The 14,962-nt window shown below is 66.3% G+C and carries 14 protein-coding genes; 3 read left to right on the forward strand and 11 right to left on the reverse strand.

Annotated elements, in window-relative coordinates; genetic code table 11:
- Nucleotides 1-142 precede the first annotated feature (142 nt).
- Nucleotides 143-643, reverse strand: coding sequence for an asparaginase domain-containing protein (locus F3N42_RS14610; protein ID WP_224784967.1), 501 nt, complete (start codon nucleotides 641-643; stop codon nucleotides 143-145).
- A gap of 76 nt (nucleotides 644-719) precedes the next feature.
- Here F3N42_RS14610 and F3N42_RS15820 point away from each other — a divergent pair, with 76 nt between their 5' ends.
- Nucleotides 720-3,689: a hypothetical protein gene (locus F3N42_RS15820; RefSeq protein WP_224784969.1), complete on the forward strand. Its 2,970-nt coding sequence runs from the start codon at nucleotides 720-722 to the stop codon at nucleotides 3,687-3,689.
- A 22-nt stretch (nucleotides 3,690-3,711) separates the two neighbouring features.
- Nucleotides 3,712-5,046, forward strand: a complete 1,335-nt coding sequence (gene chrA, locus F3N42_RS14615; protein WP_224784970.1) for a chromate efflux transporter — start codon at nucleotides 3,712-3,714, stop codon at nucleotides 5,044-5,046.
- 3 nt (nucleotides 5,047-5,049) lie between these two features.
- Here chrA and F3N42_RS14620 read toward each other — a convergent pair whose 3' ends face one another.
- The 3 genes from F3N42_RS14620 to arsC are packed head-to-tail and all read right to left on the reverse strand — an operon-like array spanning nucleotide 5,050 to nucleotide 6,380.
- The gene (locus tag F3N42_RS14620; protein ID WP_150865381.1) at nucleotides 5,050-5,424 is read right to left on the reverse strand and encodes a DUF2069 domain-containing protein; all 375 of its coding nucleotides are present in this window, start codon (nucleotides 5,422-5,424) and stop codon (nucleotides 5,050-5,052) included.
- Nucleotides 5,425-5,438: 14 nt separating this feature from the next.
- A complete protein-coding gene (gene wrbA / locus F3N42_RS14625; RefSeq protein WP_224784971.1) occupies nucleotides 5,439-6,029 on the reverse strand; it encodes an NAD(P)H:quinone oxidoreductase in 591 nt (196 codons plus the stop codon).
- 3 nt (nucleotides 6,030-6,032) lie between these two features.
- Nucleotides 6,033-6,380, reverse strand: coding sequence for an arsenate reductase (glutaredoxin) (arsC, locus tag F3N42_RS14630; protein ID WP_150865383.1), 348 nt, complete (start codon nucleotides 6,378-6,380; stop codon nucleotides 6,033-6,035).
- A 108-nt stretch (nucleotides 6,381-6,488) separates the two neighbouring features.
- Here arsC and F3N42_RS14635 point away from each other — a divergent pair, with 108 nt between their 5' ends.
- Nucleotides 6,489-7,781: a YihY family inner membrane protein gene (locus F3N42_RS14635; RefSeq protein WP_191621458.1), complete on the forward strand. Its 1,293-nt coding sequence runs from the start codon at nucleotides 6,489-6,491 to the stop codon at nucleotides 7,779-7,781.
- On the opposite strand, the gene F3N42_RS14640 is transcribed toward F3N42_RS14635, so the two are convergent.
- The 7 genes from F3N42_RS14640 to bamA all read right to left on the reverse strand — a co-directional run bounded on the left by F3N42_RS14640 (nucleotide 7,778) and on the right by bamA (nucleotide 14,944).
- Entirely contained in the window at nucleotides 7,778-8,356 is a 579-nt protein-coding gene (locus F3N42_RS14640) for a ribonuclease HII (RefSeq protein WP_150865387.1), read from the reverse strand. The genes F3N42_RS14635 and F3N42_RS14640 overlap by 4 nt on opposite strands.
- A complete protein-coding gene (gene lpxB / locus F3N42_RS14645; RefSeq protein WP_150865389.1) occupies nucleotides 8,353-9,540 on the reverse strand; it encodes a lipid-A-disaccharide synthase in 1,188 nt (395 codons plus the stop codon). Before lpxB ends, F3N42_RS14640 begins: the two co-directional genes overlap by 4 nt.
- The gene (gene lpxA, locus F3N42_RS14650) at nucleotides 9,515-10,288 is read right to left on the reverse strand and encodes an acyl-ACP--UDP-N-acetylglucosamine O-acyltransferase (RefSeq protein WP_150865391.1); all 774 of its coding nucleotides are present in this window, start codon (nucleotides 10,286-10,288) and stop codon (nucleotides 9,515-9,517) included. Before lpxA ends, lpxB begins: the two co-directional genes overlap by 26 nt.
- Before the next feature lie 2 nt (nucleotides 10,289-10,290).
- Nucleotides 10,291-10,767 carry a 3-hydroxyacyl-ACP dehydratase FabZ gene (fabZ, locus tag F3N42_RS14655; protein WP_150865393.1) on the reverse strand — a complete coding sequence of 159 codons (477 nt, stop codon included), beginning with the start codon at nucleotides 10,765-10,767 and terminating at the stop codon, nucleotides 10,291-10,293.
- Between the two features lie 11 nt (nucleotides 10,768-10,778).
- Nucleotides 10,779-11,810: a UDP-3-O-(3-hydroxymyristoyl)glucosamine N-acyltransferase gene (gene lpxD, locus F3N42_RS14660; protein WP_150865395.1), complete on the reverse strand. Its 1,032-nt coding sequence runs from the start codon at nucleotides 11,808-11,810 to the stop codon at nucleotides 10,779-10,781.
- A 20-nt stretch (nucleotides 11,811-11,830) separates the two neighbouring features.
- Complete coding sequence (locus F3N42_RS14665; RefSeq protein WP_191621459.1) at nucleotides 11,831-12,289, reverse strand: OmpH family outer membrane protein; 459 nt, start codon at nucleotides 12,287-12,289, stop codon at nucleotides 11,831-11,833.
- A 165-nt stretch (nucleotides 12,290-12,454) separates the two neighbouring features.
- Nucleotides 12,455-14,944: an outer membrane protein assembly factor BamA gene (gene bamA, locus F3N42_RS14670; protein WP_150865399.1), complete on the reverse strand. Its 2,490-nt coding sequence runs from the start codon at nucleotides 14,942-14,944 to the stop codon at nucleotides 12,455-12,457.
- Between the last annotated feature and the right edge of the window lie 18 nt (nucleotides 14,945-14,962).

Below are 14,962 nucleotides of genomic sequence, written 5' to 3' on the forward strand. Positions count from 1 at the left end.
TGGTGGGGTCCCTGCAGGACCGTACGCGGCCATGGATGGCCGCGTCCGAGCGATACAGGATGTACTCGAGCGAGTCCTGCAGGGACCCCACCACCACCGCGACCTGCGACTAGCCCCCACGGCGGCCCATCCCAGGCGGGTACTAGTCGTCCTGGGCCTCGAAGCGATTGGCGTCCACGTTTTTGGTCACCCGCCGCGGATTCCAGATGCGCCCATTCATGGCCACCCAGACCCCGGGCTCGACACACTGGACGGCGCCCAGTGCGCAGCCAATGTTGAAGACCGCGTCGGAGTCGCGGAACCGGGCCGGGTGTAATGCACCGGTCAGGACGATGCGGCGACCACGCAGGCCTTCCAGTGACAGAGCCGTGTCGACCATCGAGTCGGTGCCGTGCGTGATCAGGATGTGCGTGGCGTCGCTGTCGGCGATGGTTTCGGCAATCAGGGCGCGATCCTCGCCGTCGATATGCAGGCTGTCCTTGCGCATCAGCGGGATGACGTCGAAGTCGAAAGCGACGTTCATGGCGTTCAGCGTCTCACTGATTTGCGGGTCGCCCACCTGGTAATCGCTCTTGTCGTCGAAGTAGATTTTGTCGATGGTGCCGCCGGTAGTGATGACCAGCAGCCGGTCCATTTCGCTCATGGCGTTTTGTCCGTGCCCGGGGGTTCGGTAGTATAGCCGAGGGCCGATCGGCCAGACTGTCGAATTGGATACGCGCATGCACCGGGATTCGCTCCTGACCAGGGAGATGCTGACCATCACACTCGCCGCCCTGCTGGCGCAGGCCGCGCCCGTGTGGGCGCAGGACGGCGAAGGCGAGGTGGCGCCTGTCGAAGACACCCCGGCCGAGCTGGCTGTCGCGGAGCCGGTCGTCGTGGACGTCGAGTGGCCGGATCGAGACGAACTGGCCGCCGCCATTGCGGACCCGGAGCGTCGACTGGAATCCTTGCTGACCGTCTCGGCGCTGGCCCGTATGCCTGCCCACCTGCGTGGCGCCACGGGTACGGACATGGACGCCGTGGCGCGCCAGGTGTTGGCCGATCGTGACTGGCTGGCGGGGCTGGCGCGCCGTTTCGGTATCGAGGTGTCGAGAAGCCCGATCCTGGACCCGGCGGCCTGGCGGGTGCAGTTGCAGCTGGACCAGTATGGGCTGCTACCCAGTTACGTATCCTCGCCGCTGGGGCCCGGCCTGGAGGTCACGCTGGAGCAGGCGCTGAATCGCGATAACGCCGCTTTGGCGGCATCCGCGCTGCCCGAACTGCTGTGGTACCTGGAGGCCAGCGCTACGCAATCCTGGACGACCGCGCTGGCGGCGCTGGAAGACAACGCGGCATTGAGAACGGCTCTGGGTCGTGACGCCGCGACCTTGCTGGACGGCTGGGTCGTTGAAACGGCGGATAAACAGGCCGGCGCGCAGCAGGCACCGGAGCCGGCGGGGCAACTGGCCGCTGCAGAGGCGGCGCTGTCGAATTATGTCTCCCAGCTGGTTGGCACGGGCCCGCCCGACGCGGCATCGTTGCGTCGCGACGTGGCCGGCCTGCTGGCCGTCATGCCCGCCCTGGATGACCCGCAGCGGGTGCAGGCAGGCAGCCTGTTGCACATGGCCGGGCTGGTCGACGGCCTGCAGGAGCAGCGCTACTTCCACTTTGCCGAGGGACTGCTGGCGATCATGGCGCAGCTGGAGCTGTACGTGGACGTCTACCCCGAGGCCGTGCGCGAAGTGGCCGGCTGGATGAACGCCGTGCTGCCGGTGCTGTCGCGCACCTATGCCCGTGACCTGGCCGCCGTCGACCCGCGGCTGAACTCCGCTGTCGCCGCCACCTATGACGTGGCCGGGACGCTGGCGCGCACGGAACCGATGGCGGATGGAAGAGGCGTGCGCCAGGCCATCGCCGACGCAGTCGCCCGGCTGGCGCTGCTGGTGCCGGACATGGGGTACTACTTTGACCTGCCCGTGCGCGACGCGGTGGCCGGCGCGGTCGACGCCTGTACCGGCATTGTCGCGGTGCGTGATCCCGATGGCAGCCCGGCGCTGACACGCGATGTGTTTGACGACTGCCAGCAGTCGCTGGTGGCGCAGGCCGATGGTGAAGCCCGCGAGCCACAGTTAGCGGGTGACGCCAACGGCCCGTTTGGCGAGGCCCAGCTGCGACGCGAGCTGGGGCTGACCGCCGGGCAGCGTATCAACTACGGTATCGGCTACCTGCACCAGCGTTACCAGACCGGCTGCGAGTTGCCGTCACGACCGCTACCGAACCCGCTTGAGTGGTCCTACCTGGCGACCTTCATGTCGTGGCTGGCGGAGCAGTCGCCGGTGTTTTTCCAGACCCCGGAGAACGAGGCGCGGCTGACACGCATGCGCGCCATCGGCACCGAATTGAAGCAGGTGCTGGCCGAGCAGGTCGACTGTGTCACCGGCATGGGTACGCGGCTCGCGGACCCGGTCAGCCGGGTCACCGCGGATTACCGCGAAGAGCTGATCGCCCTGGGGCGTGCGTTGCAGAGCGCCGAGATGGAGTTCAGGGACCGCTTCCTGGCACCGGGCGCGGATGTGAACCTGGCGGGTGACGCGCGCCAGAGCACGGCTTACCGCCCCGACGACCTGGTCATCGGCCCCTGCAACATCGAAAACGCCTGCGAGATGACCGCTGCGCTGGGTTCCACCCGCGCCCTGGCCGGCCTGTTCCCGGATACCTGGCTGCTGGCCGACCAGGTGGGCCTGGGCGAGGTCGAGATCTGCTACGACGACATGGGTTGGGAGCAGCGGCGCTCGCAGCCGGTGCGCGAGGGCGACACCAACGTCGCCAACTACCATGGCCGGCTCGCCTTCACGCTGCGTGGGCGCTTTATCGGCGAGGAGGACAGTCATGAGCTGTTCGCCTATCGTTTCGTGTCGCCCGGTGAGTACCACTACCTGTTTTCCGCGGCCAATGACGAGGTGCTCAACGATGCCTGCCCGGTCGAGTGGGTGGGTTCGCGCATCGTTACCGAGTTGCCGTCCGGCAAGCGCGGCCTGGTGCCCAATCGCCTGACCTACCTGTCCGCGCCGCGCACGCTGCCGTCGCGGTTGCTGTCAGCGAACTGGGACCGGGGCGAAGAGTGGCGTGACTGGTTCGTGACCGGCCTGGGCGTCGCCGCGCTTGACGTCGACATCCCGCCGGATCCGTCGCCGGCCCTGTCTCAGCGCCTGCAGCAGTTGCGCCAGCGCGAGCAGGCGGCGATCTACGGCAGCCTGCTGGAGCGCCCGACCGGGGCTAATCCACAGTTCTCGACGCCGGTGCGCGAGCAATTGCGGCGGCTGGAGACGGCCAAGTCACTGATCCGCATGCAGATGATGCTGTTCTATCCGCACGTGCTGAGCGAATCCGACCGCCTGCGCGCGGCGCTGGCGGGCGAAAACGGCCTGTTGGATGTCGAGGTGCTGGCCCGCTACCGCAAGGACAACCGGCCGCTGGACCAGGTGGTCGAGGCCAGCCTGCGGCGCCTGGACCAGTTTGAGCAGGAATGGGCGCAGCTGCCCGAGGCGGTACGCCGCAACGGCTCGATCGCCGACAGCGTGTCGCACGCGATGGTTCGCCTGGACGCGGTCGCCGCGCAGTTCTTCGCGCCGACGTCACGGCCGCCGGCGGCGGGTACCGAGCAGCCGGCCCCGGCCGCGGCCCCGACGGAAGACGCCGGCCCGGACTGAGCCGGCACATTCGGGCATCGGCGTGAACGATGAACTGAAACCGGTCAGCCCTGGCGAGGCCACCCGCGCCTGGGCCCGTGTCGCGGCGCTCAGTTTTGGCGGCCCCGCGGGGCAGATCGCGGTCATGCACCGGGTCATCGTCGAGGAAAAGGGCTGGGTCAGCGACAGCCGCTTCATGCATGCCCTCAACTACTGCATGGTCCTGCCCGGGCCCGAGGCGCAGCAGCTGGCCACCTACCTGGGCTGGTTGCTGCACGGCTGGCGTGGCGGGCTGGTCGCCGGCGGGCTCTTCATTCTTCCCGGGTTTGTCAGCATCCTGTTGCTCAGCGTGCTGTATGCCGGCTTCCACGAAGCGCCCGCGGTGCAGGCCCTGTTTTTCGGCATCAAGGCGGCGGTGCTGGCGGTGATCGCGCAGGCCATTTTCAGGCTCGGTCGCAAGGCCCTGCGAACCGGCCCGCAGGTCATCCTGGCCGCTGCCGCGTTTATCGCGCTGTTTTTCTTCGCGGTGCCGTTTCCCTGGGTCATCCTGGGTGCGGCAATCGCCGGGGTGTGGATGGCGCGATCCTTCACACCGGACGCCGGGGCGGCGGTGCAATCCGGCCAGGGGCGACCGGCGGACCGTGTTTCCGGGTGGCGAACGGCGCGGGTGCTGTCTGTTGGGCTGGCGTTGTGGATGGCGCCGGTGCTGGCGCTGTGGGTGGCGCTGGGGCCAGAGGATGTCTTTACCCGGCTGGGGTTGTTTTTCAGCAAGATGGCCGTGGTCAGTTTCGGCGGCGCTTACTCGGTGCTGGCTTACGTGGCCCAGGAAGCGGTCCAGACCCATGGCTGGTTGTCCCCCGGGGAAATGCTCGACGGCCTGGGTATGGCCGAGACCACGCCGGGCCCGCTGATCCAGGTGGTCCAGTTTGTCGGCTTCATGGGTGGCTACCGCGATGCCGGCGACCTGTCGCCCATGCTGGGTGGCGTGCTGGCGTCGGTGCTGGTGACCTGGGTGACCTTCGTGCCCAGCTTCCTGTGGATTTTTATGGGTGCGCCGTACATCGAGACCCTGCGCGGCAACCGGACGCTGCAGGCGGCGCTGGCGGCGGTCACGGCGGCCGTGGTGGGCGTGATGTTGAACCTGGCGGCCTGGTTCTCGGTGCACGTGCTGTTCGCGCACGTCGACACGCGCTCATTCGGGCCGCTGCAGCTGGTCGTGCCGGAACCCGCGAGCGTCCAGTGGCTGGCGCTGGTACTGGCCGCAGGCGCGTTCCTGGCGATGGCGCGGTTCAGGGCAGGGATGTTGCCGGTGATCGGCGTCAGCGCCGTGCTGGGTGCCGGTGCGTACCTGGCCCTGCCGGGCCTGGTCACCGGATAACGTTCAGCTCTGGCGTTTGCGGCGTTGCTTTCGGGTGGCGACCGCCAGGGCCACCAGGAACGTGCTGGCCAGGAGTGTTTCCACGCCAGCGGTCCATTGCTGGTTGGCCGCGCTCCACCATTCCATGACCCCGAACATGAAGTACAGCAACGCCAGGTAGCCGGCCCAGACCAGCGCCCTTGGGCGCCGGGCCAGCACGCCGGGAAGTGGCAGCAACAGGGGAACGGTGGCGAGTAAAGCCAGTGGCCAGGCCTGTTTGCCGGCGGGCGCGGGAATGACGGCCAGCCACAGCGGTTGCCAGGCCAGCAACATCACGTACAGCACGCGGGCGGCCTGCAACGCGGCCTTGCGGCGTGGGTGGTGCTGTTGATCGTTCATCGCGGTGTGGATGGTCAGCCGGCCAGCCTGCGGGCGGTTTCCGCGACCCGGCGGCCCAGGACCCGGCACAGCCGGGCCTCGTCTTCATCCAGCTCGCGGCTGCCATCATGACCGGCCAGGTGGCTGGCGCCATAGGGCGTGCCGCCGCTGCGGGTCAGGTTCAGTTCGGGCTCCGTGAACGGGATGCCGACCATCAGCATGCCGTGATGCAGCAGCGGGATCATCATGCTCAGCAGGGTCGATTCCTGGCCGCCGTGCAGCGTCGACGTGGATGTGAACACGCCGGCGGGTTTGCCGGCCAGCGTGCCGGAAAACCACTCGCTGCCCGTGCCGTCGAGAAAATACTTCAGCGCCGCGGCCATGTTACCGAAGCGGGTGGGGCTGCCCATGACCAGGCCGGCGCATTCGGCCAGGTCGTCGTTCTCCACCCAGGGCGGGCCGGACTCGGGCTGCCTGGCGGCGCTGTCGCGGCGCTCGTCATGTACGGCGGGCACGGTCCGCAGGCGCGCCTGGCAGCCCGGAACGCTCTCAATGCCCCGGGCCACCTGCCGGGCCATCGCCAGCGTATGGCCGCTGTGGCTGTAGTAGAGGACCAGGATGTCCACGTGTCAGAGGATGTCCAGCACCGATTCCGGCGGCCGGCCGATCGCCGCCTTGCCGTCATGGGTGACGATGGGGCGCTCGATCAGGCGCGGGTGGGACGCCATGGCGGCGATGATGGCATCGTCGTCGAGTTCCGCGCTGGCCAGGCCCAGGTCCCTGTATTCCTGCTCGCCGCGACGCAGCAGCTCGCGCGGTGAAATGCCCAGCATCGCAACCAGCTGCTTCAGCGTGGCCGCGTCCGGCGGGGTGTCCAGGTAGCGGACGATGTCGGGTTCGATGCCCCGGTCTTCGAGCAACGCCAGGGTCGCGCGCGACTTGGAGCAGCGCGGGTTGTGGTAGATGGTCACGGTCATGGTGGTCCGGGCCCGGTTGCGGGCGATACGAATTCGGGGCCATTTTAGATAGCGCCGGCGGTCGGGTAAACTTCAATGGCCTGCCGACGCCGCGCCACCGATAGCCGCATGTCCCGGAAAACACGCAAGACCATTCGCCAGCTGATCACCGAACCGCGTCACGCGCGGCGGATCGCGCGTCATGTCTGGCGGCACTTCAAGGAGGACCGCTGTTTCGACGAGGCGGCGTCATTGAGTTACACCAGCCTGTTGTCGCTGGTGCCCTTGCTGGCGGTGATGTTTGGTGTGGCTTCGGCCTTTCCGGTGTTTGACCGCTGGTCGACCCAGTTGCGGTCGGTGATCTATGCCAACCTGGTGCCCGATGCCGGCGCGCAGCTGGGCGCGCAGCTGGACCAGTTCATCAGCTCGGTCGCACAGCTGACGCTGCCGGGGACCCTGTTCCTTGTAGTCACGGCATTGCTGTTGATGATGCGTATCGAGCGCAGCTTCAACCGCGTCTGGCGGGTGCCGGTGTCACGCGGCATCGTCAACCGCGTGACCATGTACTGGGCGGTGCTGACCCTGGGCCCGCTGGCACTGGGCGCGGCCACCGCACTGAGCGCGCAGCCATTGTTCGATTTCCTCGGCGGTGAGGCCCTGGTGGACGCCAACTTCATGCGCGGGCTGGGCGTGTTCATGCTCACCTGGCTGGCGTTCTGCATGATGTTCATCCTGGTGCCAAACTGCCGCGTGCCGTTCGCGTACGGCGCCGTGGGCTCGCTGCTGTCGACGGTGCTGTTCACGATTGCCAAGGTGGTGTTCGTGGCCTGGGTGAGTCGCGCCAACTACCGCATCATCTACGGCGCGATGGCCAGCGTGCCCATCTTCCTGCTATGGCTCTACCTGGTGTGGACGGTGATCCTGCTGGGCGCGTCGCTGTCGGCCTCGCTGACCAGCTTCCGTAACCGCCATGGCGACTGGGAATGGCCGCGGGCCTGGGAGTTGCTGCTGGTGATCCGGGTGCTGGGACATTTCTACCGCGCCCAGGAGAAAGGCACCGCGCTTGGCACATCTGAACTGCTGGAGCTGGAGCCCGGCCTGGCCAGCGCCAGGGCGCTGGACATCATGACCGACCTGGTGGACGAGAAGCTGCTGACGTCCGACCAGGAAGAAAACTGGGTGCTGTTGCGCGACCTGTCACGCTACTCGCTGGGTGAGTTGTATCGCGCCGGCGACTATCACCTGCCGATTGGCAAGGACCTGCCCATTCCCAACGCGACACCGCTGGACCGGGTGTTCACGGATGTGGTCAACACCACGCCGCTGGACCTGGAGATTCCCGTGGCGACGATCCTGGGCCGCGCAGCGGAGTCCCGGTCAGGGTCGCAACGTTCACCGGATGGAGCCGGCTCCGGGGGCTAGAGCAGCGCCCTGACCGGCGCGAAGCTGCGGCGGTGGATGGGGCAGGGACCCAGCGTCCGTAACTGCGCCATGTGGGCCGCGGTGGGGTAACCCTTGTGACGGTCAAAGCCGTAGCCGGGGTACTGCTGGTGATAGTCCAGCATCAGCCGGTCGCGATGTACCTTGGCCAGGATCGAGGCCGCCGAGATGGCGGGCTCCAGGCCGTCACCGCCCACCAACGCGTGGGTCTCACAGGGCAATTCCGGGCAGCGGTTGCCATCCACCAGCACCATTTCCGGCAGGCTGGCCAGGCCCAGCACGCTGCGGCGCATGCCCTCCATGGTCGCCGCCAGGATATTCATCCGGTCGATGTCGTCCGCGTGCATTTCGATGATGCAGTAGTCCCGCGCCCGTTCGATGACCTGGCCGAACAGGGCTTCCCGGCGTTTCGCGGTCAATCGCTTGGAGTCGTCCAGGCCATCAATACGCGCGGACGGGCAGGGGTCGAGCACCACGGCCGCCACCACCACCGGGCCCGCCAGCGGCCCGCGCCCGGCTTCATCCACGCCGGCGGTTATGCTCACCGGGGTGATCATGCGGCGGCCGGCTGGTCCAGCAGTTCGGCGATGGCGGCGGCCGCGCTGGCCGCGGCGTCAATGCGCAGCTCGCGGTGCAGGGCATCGAAACGTGCGGTGAGTGCTGCGCGCCGGTCGGGCCCGTCGAGCCAGGCTTCCGCGGCGTCGGCCAGCGCCGGGCCGGTCACGTCGTGCTGGAACAGTTCCGGGACCAGGGCTTCGCCCGCCAGGATGTTGGGCAGCGAGACATGCGCGGTCTTCATCAGGCGGAAGTGCCGGAGGATGCGGTAGGTGGCCGGCGCCAGCCGGTACGACACCACCATGGGCCGGTTCACCAGCATGCACTCCAGCGCCGCGGTCCCGGAGGCGACCAGGACGACGTCGGCGGCGGCCATGACCTCCAGCGCGCGGCCGTCGACCAACTGGATATCGACCGCTTTGGCGGCCGAGTTCATGGTCTCGCGCACGGATTCGAAGCACGCCCGTGCGCCTTCGTCGGCCATCGGCGCCACGAAGCGGATGCCCGGGCGGCGCGACGCCAGCTCGACGGCGGCCTCGATATACGGCCCGGCCAGGCGGCTGACTTCCGAAGCACGGCTGCCGGGTAGCAGCGCGACGATTTCCCCTTCCGTTTCCAGGCCCAGGGACTGCCGGGCAGCGACCGGGTCGTTGTGCAGCGGAATGGCATCGGCCATCGGGTGGCCGGTGTAGCGCGCGGTGACGCCGTGGCGCTCGTAGAACGCCGGCTCGAACGGGAACAGGCACAGCACCCGGTCGACGGCCCTGGCAATACCTTTTACGCGCCCCTGGCGCCAGGCCCAGACGGTGGGGCTGACGTACTGCACTGTGGTCATGCCGGCCTCGCGGGCGCGCCGCTCGACACCCAGGTTAAAGTCGGGGGCATCGATGCCCACCAGGATGTCTGGACGCGCGTCGTCCAGCCGCCTGAGCAGCTCGCCCCGGAGCTTGAGCAATCGCGGCAGGTGGCGCAGGACTTCGGCCAGGCCCATGACCGACAGCTCGCGGCGGTCCCACCAGGTGTCGAAGCCGGCGGCGCGCATGTGGTCACCGCCGATGCCGAAGATTTCGGCGTCGGGATAGCGCTGGCGCAGCGCCCGGATCAGGGCGCCGCCCAGCTGGTCGCCGGAGGCCTCCCCGGCGATCAGCGCGATGCGCGGGCTAGCGGATGATGGAGCGGTCGGCATGGTCGATAAAATCGACGAGCCGCCGGATTTCGCCGTCTTCCTCGTCCAGCGCCAGCAGTTCTTCGCGCGCCTTGTCCAGCGGCAGGCCGGAGCGGTACAGGATCCGGTAGGCACGGCGGACATTCTGGATCTGTTCGGCCGAGAACCCGCGACGGCGCAGGCCCTCGGTGTTCATGCCGCGCGGGTGTGACTTCTCCGGCGAGACCGTCACGTAGGGCGGCACACTGCGATTGACCAGGCTGGAGAACGAGATGAAGGCATGCTCGCCGATGTCACAGAACTGGTGAATCTGCGTGAAGCCGCTAAGAATCGCGTAGTTGCCGATGGTCACGTGCCCGGCCAGGCTGGCGTTATTGGCCATGATGATGTGATCGCCCAGCTGGCAGTCGTGGGCGATATGCACATAGGCCATGATCCAGTTGTCATCGCCGATCTTCGTGACCCCGGTATCCTGCACGGTGCCGCGGTTGATGGTGCAGAACTCGCGGATGGTATTGCCGTCACCGATGACCAGCTCGGTGTCTTCGCCCGCGTATTTCTTGTCCTGCGGCGCGTCGCCAATGGAGTTGAACTGGAAGATGTGGTTGTTCCGGCCGATGGTGGTACGGCCGGCAATGATGACATTGGGGCCGATGGTGGTGCCGGCGCCGACAGTCACTTTCGGGCCGATCACCGACCAGGGGCCGATCTCCACGTCGTCGGCGATCTGCGCCGCCGGATCGACAATCGCTCGTTCGTGAATGGCCATGGCTATTTACCCGCGCAGAGCAGTTCGCAGCTGGCGACCTTCTTGCCGTCGACAGCGGCTTCGCAGTAGTACTGGCCCATGTTGCGCATGCGGCGTTTTTCCAGCACATCCATGACCAGCTGGTCACCGGGAACGACCGGCTGGCTGAAGCGCGCGTTGTCCACCTTGACCAGGTAGAACAGCGGCGTTTCCTTGTTTTCCGCGGCCTGCGCGATGGCCCCCAACACGCCGGCCGCCTGGGCCATGGCCTCGACGATCAGCACGCCGGGCATCACCGGGTGGGTGGGGAAATGGCCGGTAAAATGCGGCTCATTCTGGGTGACGTTCTTGATGGCGCGCAGGCGTTTATCCGGTTCCAGCTGCCACGACAGCACGCGGTCAACCAGCAGGAACGGGTAGCGGTGCGGGATCAGCGTCTGGATCTGTTCGATATCGATTACCTGCCCGGGCAGCGTAATTTCGGTGCTTGAGTCAGTCATGCCGGGTGTTGTTACTCCGTGTTGTTGTCACGCCGTTCCAGGCGCTTGAGGGTCTTGTCCAGCCGGAACAGCCGCGCCAGTGCGCGTTGCCATTCCTTGATCGGGCGGCCGGGTATGGCGCCGGCCCAGGTACTGCCGGATTCGGTGATGGATTTGCTGATCATGGTGAGCGCGGTCACCGTCACGCCATCGGCGATTTCCAGGTGCCCGGTCGCGCCCGAGCGCGCGCCCAGCAGGCAGTTCCTGCCGACGGTGGTGCTGCCGGCCAGGCCCACGTAGGCCGCCATGGCCGTGTGCGCGCCCACGTGGCAATTGTGGCCGATCTGCACCAGGTTATCGATGCGGACGTCGTCTTCCAGGACCGTGTCGCCGATTGCGCCGCGATCAATGCAGCTGTTGGCGCCGACCTCGCAATCGTCGCCAATGCGCACGCCGCCCAGTTGCGGCACCTTGACCCAGCCCTTCGCGTCCCTGGCGATGCCGAACCCGTCCGCACCAATCACGGCCCCCGGGTGAACCAGCACGCGCCGGCCAAGCCTGACGTCGTCCGCCAGCGTGATGTTGGCGACCAGCCGGCAACCGTCGCCCAGCACGGTGCCCGGGGCGAGCACGCAATTGGGCCCGATATCACAGCCGTCACCCAGCTGGCAGCCATCGCCGATGACGGCGTTGGCGCCGATATGCACCGCATTGCCCAGCACAACGTCCTGGCCCAGCCGCGCCGACGGGTGAACGCCGGGCGTGTTCTTCGGGCGATGATCGAACAGTTCGGCGACCCGGGCGTAGGCCGCGTAGGGATTCGTACTGAGCAGGCAGTTGCCGGCATACTCGCCGACATCCTCCGGCTTGATGATGACCACGCCGGCGCGGCTGCCAGGCAGCTTTGATCGATAGGCCGGGTTGGACAGGAAGCTCACCTGCGTGGCGTCGGCCTGGTCCAGCGTCGAGACACCGCTGACCACGTGACCGGCGTCACCGCGCAACTCGAGGTCGAATCGCTTGGCGAGGGCTTCCAGGGTGTGGCGCGCGGGCGGGGCTTGCATGCAACCGGCGTGGAACGGCCTCAGGGCAGGGCCCGTTCGAGCTCGTCGGCGTCGAATTCCACCTGCAGCTGATCGAGGATCAGGTCGGTGATGTCCAGTGTCGGACTGGCGTAGACCACGGGGCTTGAGAGCACCAGGTCGTAACCGTAGCGCTGGGCGATTTCCTGCACCGCGATATTGATCTGGTCTTCCAGCGACTGGACCTCTTCGGTGCGGCGGAACGACAGTTCGTCGCGAAGGTCTTCGCGCTGGCGGTTGATGCTGCGGCGGGCCTCGCGAATCTCGCGTTCCAGCCCGGCCTGGTCGCCCGGAGTCAGGTCGCCGCGCGCCAGGCGCTGTTCCAGCAGGTCGACACGGGCTTCTTCCAGCTCAATGGCATCGTTGCGTGGGCGGAATTCCTGGTCGAGTTTCTCGCGCCCGGCGATGACCTGCGGGGCGTTATCCAGCACTTCCTTCATGTTGACGTAGCCGATGCGCACAGACTGAGCGTGGGCGGTCGTCGCAAGGACAACCCCCAGCCCAATGGCCAGCCATGTCAATACACGCAATTTCACAAGAGTAATTATACACTTGTCTGTCGCTCCCAAGAAGGGGCAACTGGCCGGTGTATTTTGGGCTTGCCGGGGCCGTGGCCCCGGGCAAGATCAGAAGGTCGAGCCGAAGGAGAACTGGATCGATTCGGTGCGGTCGCCGTCCTTTTCGATCAGCGGCACCGCGAAGTTCATGATGATCGGGCCCACCGGCGCCTGCCAGGTGACCGACAGGCCGGCGGAGGCGCGCAGCAGGTCGGCGTCGAAGGCGTCGACATTTTCGTACACGTTACCGACATCGATGAACAATGCGATGCGCGAGCCCGAGCCCTGCGTGAATGGCGTGGGCACGGCCAGTTCGACACCACCGGATACCTTGAAGTCGCCGCCCACGGCGCGACAGAACGGGTCTTTCGGACCCAGGGTGTTGTCATCGAAGCCGCGGATGTCGCGCACACCACCGCCGTAGAAATGCTCGAAGAAGGGCAGGCCGGTATCCAGGCCGATGACCTCTTCCTGCAGGCACTGGGCGCCGTCCGGCAACTCGGTGTCCTGCACGGTCGCCAGCGAGGTGTTGTCATAATCGTCGTAGGCGTCGCCATAGCCGACATCGCCGTGGAAAGAGAACGTCAGGCCGTTACGGGTGAGCGGGATGTACTTGGCGTAGCGGTAGAACAGCTTGTAGTACTCGCGGCTGCTGCCGGGGCCGGAGGCCTCCAGGCTCAGGCGCTGGACCGAACCCATGGTCGGGTTGAGGAAGTGGTTACGCGAGTCACGCGACCAGGACAGGGTCAGGTCGTAGACATCGAATTCACGCTCATCCGCGGACAGCACGCCATCACCGTTATGGTCCAGCGAGTTCGACAGCGGGTCGCCGTCGATCGGCACGTAGTACGACTCGAAACAGATGTCGTTTTCATTCAGGTCGGGAAAACAGATGGTGTCATCCGGATCCTCAGGATCAGGAATCTCCGAGTCGAACACGAACCGGCCGATATTGATGTCGGTCGAGCGCACGCCTACGCCGGCACGGACATAATCGATTTCCGTCAGCGGCGCGCCGAAGTTCATGCCGGCCGCGGCCTCGCTGCTGGTGTAGGTCGAAATGTTGGCCGCGCCACGGTCGTACTCCGAATAGCGTACGTAAAAGCCGCGGCTCACGCCCTCGTCGGTCCAGTACGGGTTCTCGTAGGTAAAGTTGAAGCTGCTGATGATGTCGCTGGACGACACCGCCGCACCCACGCGGTTACCACTACCCAGGAAGTTGTCCTGCTGGATCGACAGCGAGTAGATCAGGCCCTGGATCTCGGAATAGCCCAGGCCGACCGAGAAGCTGCCGGCCGGTCGCTCAACCACTGATACCACCACGTCGACCTGGTCGTCGGTGCCGGGCACCGGTGGGGTTTCCAGTTCGACGGTGTCGAAATAGCTCAGCCGCTGCAGACGCACCTTCGAGCGGTCGATGGCGGCCTGTGAGAACCACGCGCCTTCCATCTGGCGCATTTCACGGCGCAGGACCTCGTCCTTGGTGCCGACATTGCCCTCGAACACGATGCGGCGGATGTAAACGCGCTTGCCCGGGTCGACGTAGTAATTGATGTCGACGGTCAGGTTGTCGCGGTCGATCTGCGGGATCGGGTTGACGTTGGCGAAGGCGTAACCGATGTTCGACAGCAGCGCCGTGATGTTGTCGACGCTCTGTTCCATGTTCTTGCGCGAGAACACGGCGCCTTCCTCGGTGACGATCAGCCGGCGCAGTGTCGCCTCGTCGACCACCAGGTCGCCAGTGACCTGGATCTCGTTGATGTGGAACAGTTCGCCCTCGGTGACGTTGGCGGTGATGTAGATGTTCCGCTTGTCCGGACTGATGGAAACCTGGGTCGATTCGACGTTGGCGTCGATGTAGCCGCGATCCTGGTAGTAGGAACGGACCTTCTCCAGGTCGCCGGAGAGTTTCTCGCGGGTGTAGTCGTCGTCCTTGGCCCAGAACTTCCAGAACGGCGGGATGCCGGATTCGAACTCGGTGCGGATTTCCTCATCCGTGAACAGCGTGTTGCCGGTCACGTTGATGTGGCGGATCTTGGCAGTCTTGCCCTCGTCGACGACGATGGCGATGCGTATACGGTTGCGGTCCAGGTTGGTCGTGCGGGTGTCCACGCTGACCGCGTAGCGGCCCTGGCTGTAGTACTGCGCGACGAGTTCCTGCTGGATCCGGTCCAGCGCCTGCGGGTCGAACACCTCGCCTTCCGCCAGGCCGATATCGGCCAGTACGCGGCGCAGGTCGTCTTCCTTGATGGCCTTGTTGCCTTCCAGCGAAATATTGGCGATCGACGGCCGTTCCTGGATGCGGATGACCAGGATGTCACCCTCGCGCAGGAAGTCGATCGAGTCGAAGAAGCCGGTGCGGTACAGCTCACGAATGGCGGACTGCATACCGGACGTGTTCAGGGTATCCCCCGCGTCCAGTGGCAGGTAATTGAACACCGTTCCCTCCGATACGCGTTGCAGGCCTTCGACGCGGATATCGGAGATGGTGAAGGGCTCAAGGGCGAGGGCCGGGCCGGACAGCATCAGGCCCAGGATGATCGCCAGGATTTTTCTCATTCGTGCAGGTCCAAGAGG

Origin of the sequence: Marinihelvus fidelis (genome assembly GCF_008725655.1) — a bacterium.
GTDB classification, from domain to species: domain Bacteria; phylum Pseudomonadota; class Gammaproteobacteria; order Xanthomonadales; family SZUA-36; genus Marinihelvus; species Marinihelvus fidelis.

Coding starts and splice junctions, on each gene's coding strand:
- F3N42_RS14610 (WP_224784967.1), bottom strand. CDS start 643: ATGAGCGAAATGGACCGGCTGCTGGTCATCACTACCGGCGGCACCATC.
- F3N42_RS15820 (WP_224784969.1), top strand. CDS start 720: ATGCACCGGGATTCGCTCCTGACCAGGGAGATGCTGACCATCACACTC.
- F3N42_RS14620 (WP_150865381.1), bottom strand. CDS start 5,424: ATGAACGATCAACAGCACCACCCACGCCGCAAGGCCGCGTTGCAGGCC.
- arsC (WP_150865383.1), bottom strand. CDS start 6,380: ATGACCGTGACCATCTACCACAACCCGCGCTGCTCCAAGTCGCGCGCG.
- F3N42_RS14635 (WP_191621458.1), top strand. CDS start 6,489: ATGTCCCGGAAAACACGCAAGACCATTCGCCAGCTGATCACCGAACCG.
- F3N42_RS14640 (WP_150865387.1), bottom strand. CDS start 8,356: ATGATCACCCCGGTGAGCATAACCGCCGGCGTGGATGAAGCCGGGCGC.
- lpxB (WP_150865389.1), bottom strand. CDS start 9,540: ATGCCGACCGCTCCATCATCCGCTAGCCCGCGCATCGCGCTGATCGCC.
- lpxA (WP_150865391.1), bottom strand. CDS start 10,288: ATGGCCATTCACGAACGAGCGATTGTCGATCCGGCGGCGCAGATCGCC.
- fabZ (WP_150865393.1), bottom strand. CDS start 10,767: ATGACTGACTCAAGCACCGAAATTACGCTGCCCGGGCAGGTAATCGAT.
- lpxD (WP_150865395.1), bottom strand. CDS start 11,810: ATGCAAGCCCCGCCCGCGCGCCACACCCTGGAAGCCCTCGCCAAGCGA.
- bamA (WP_150865399.1), bottom strand. CDS start 14,944: ATGAGAAAAATCCTGGCGATCATCCTGGGCCTGATGCTGTCCGGCCCG.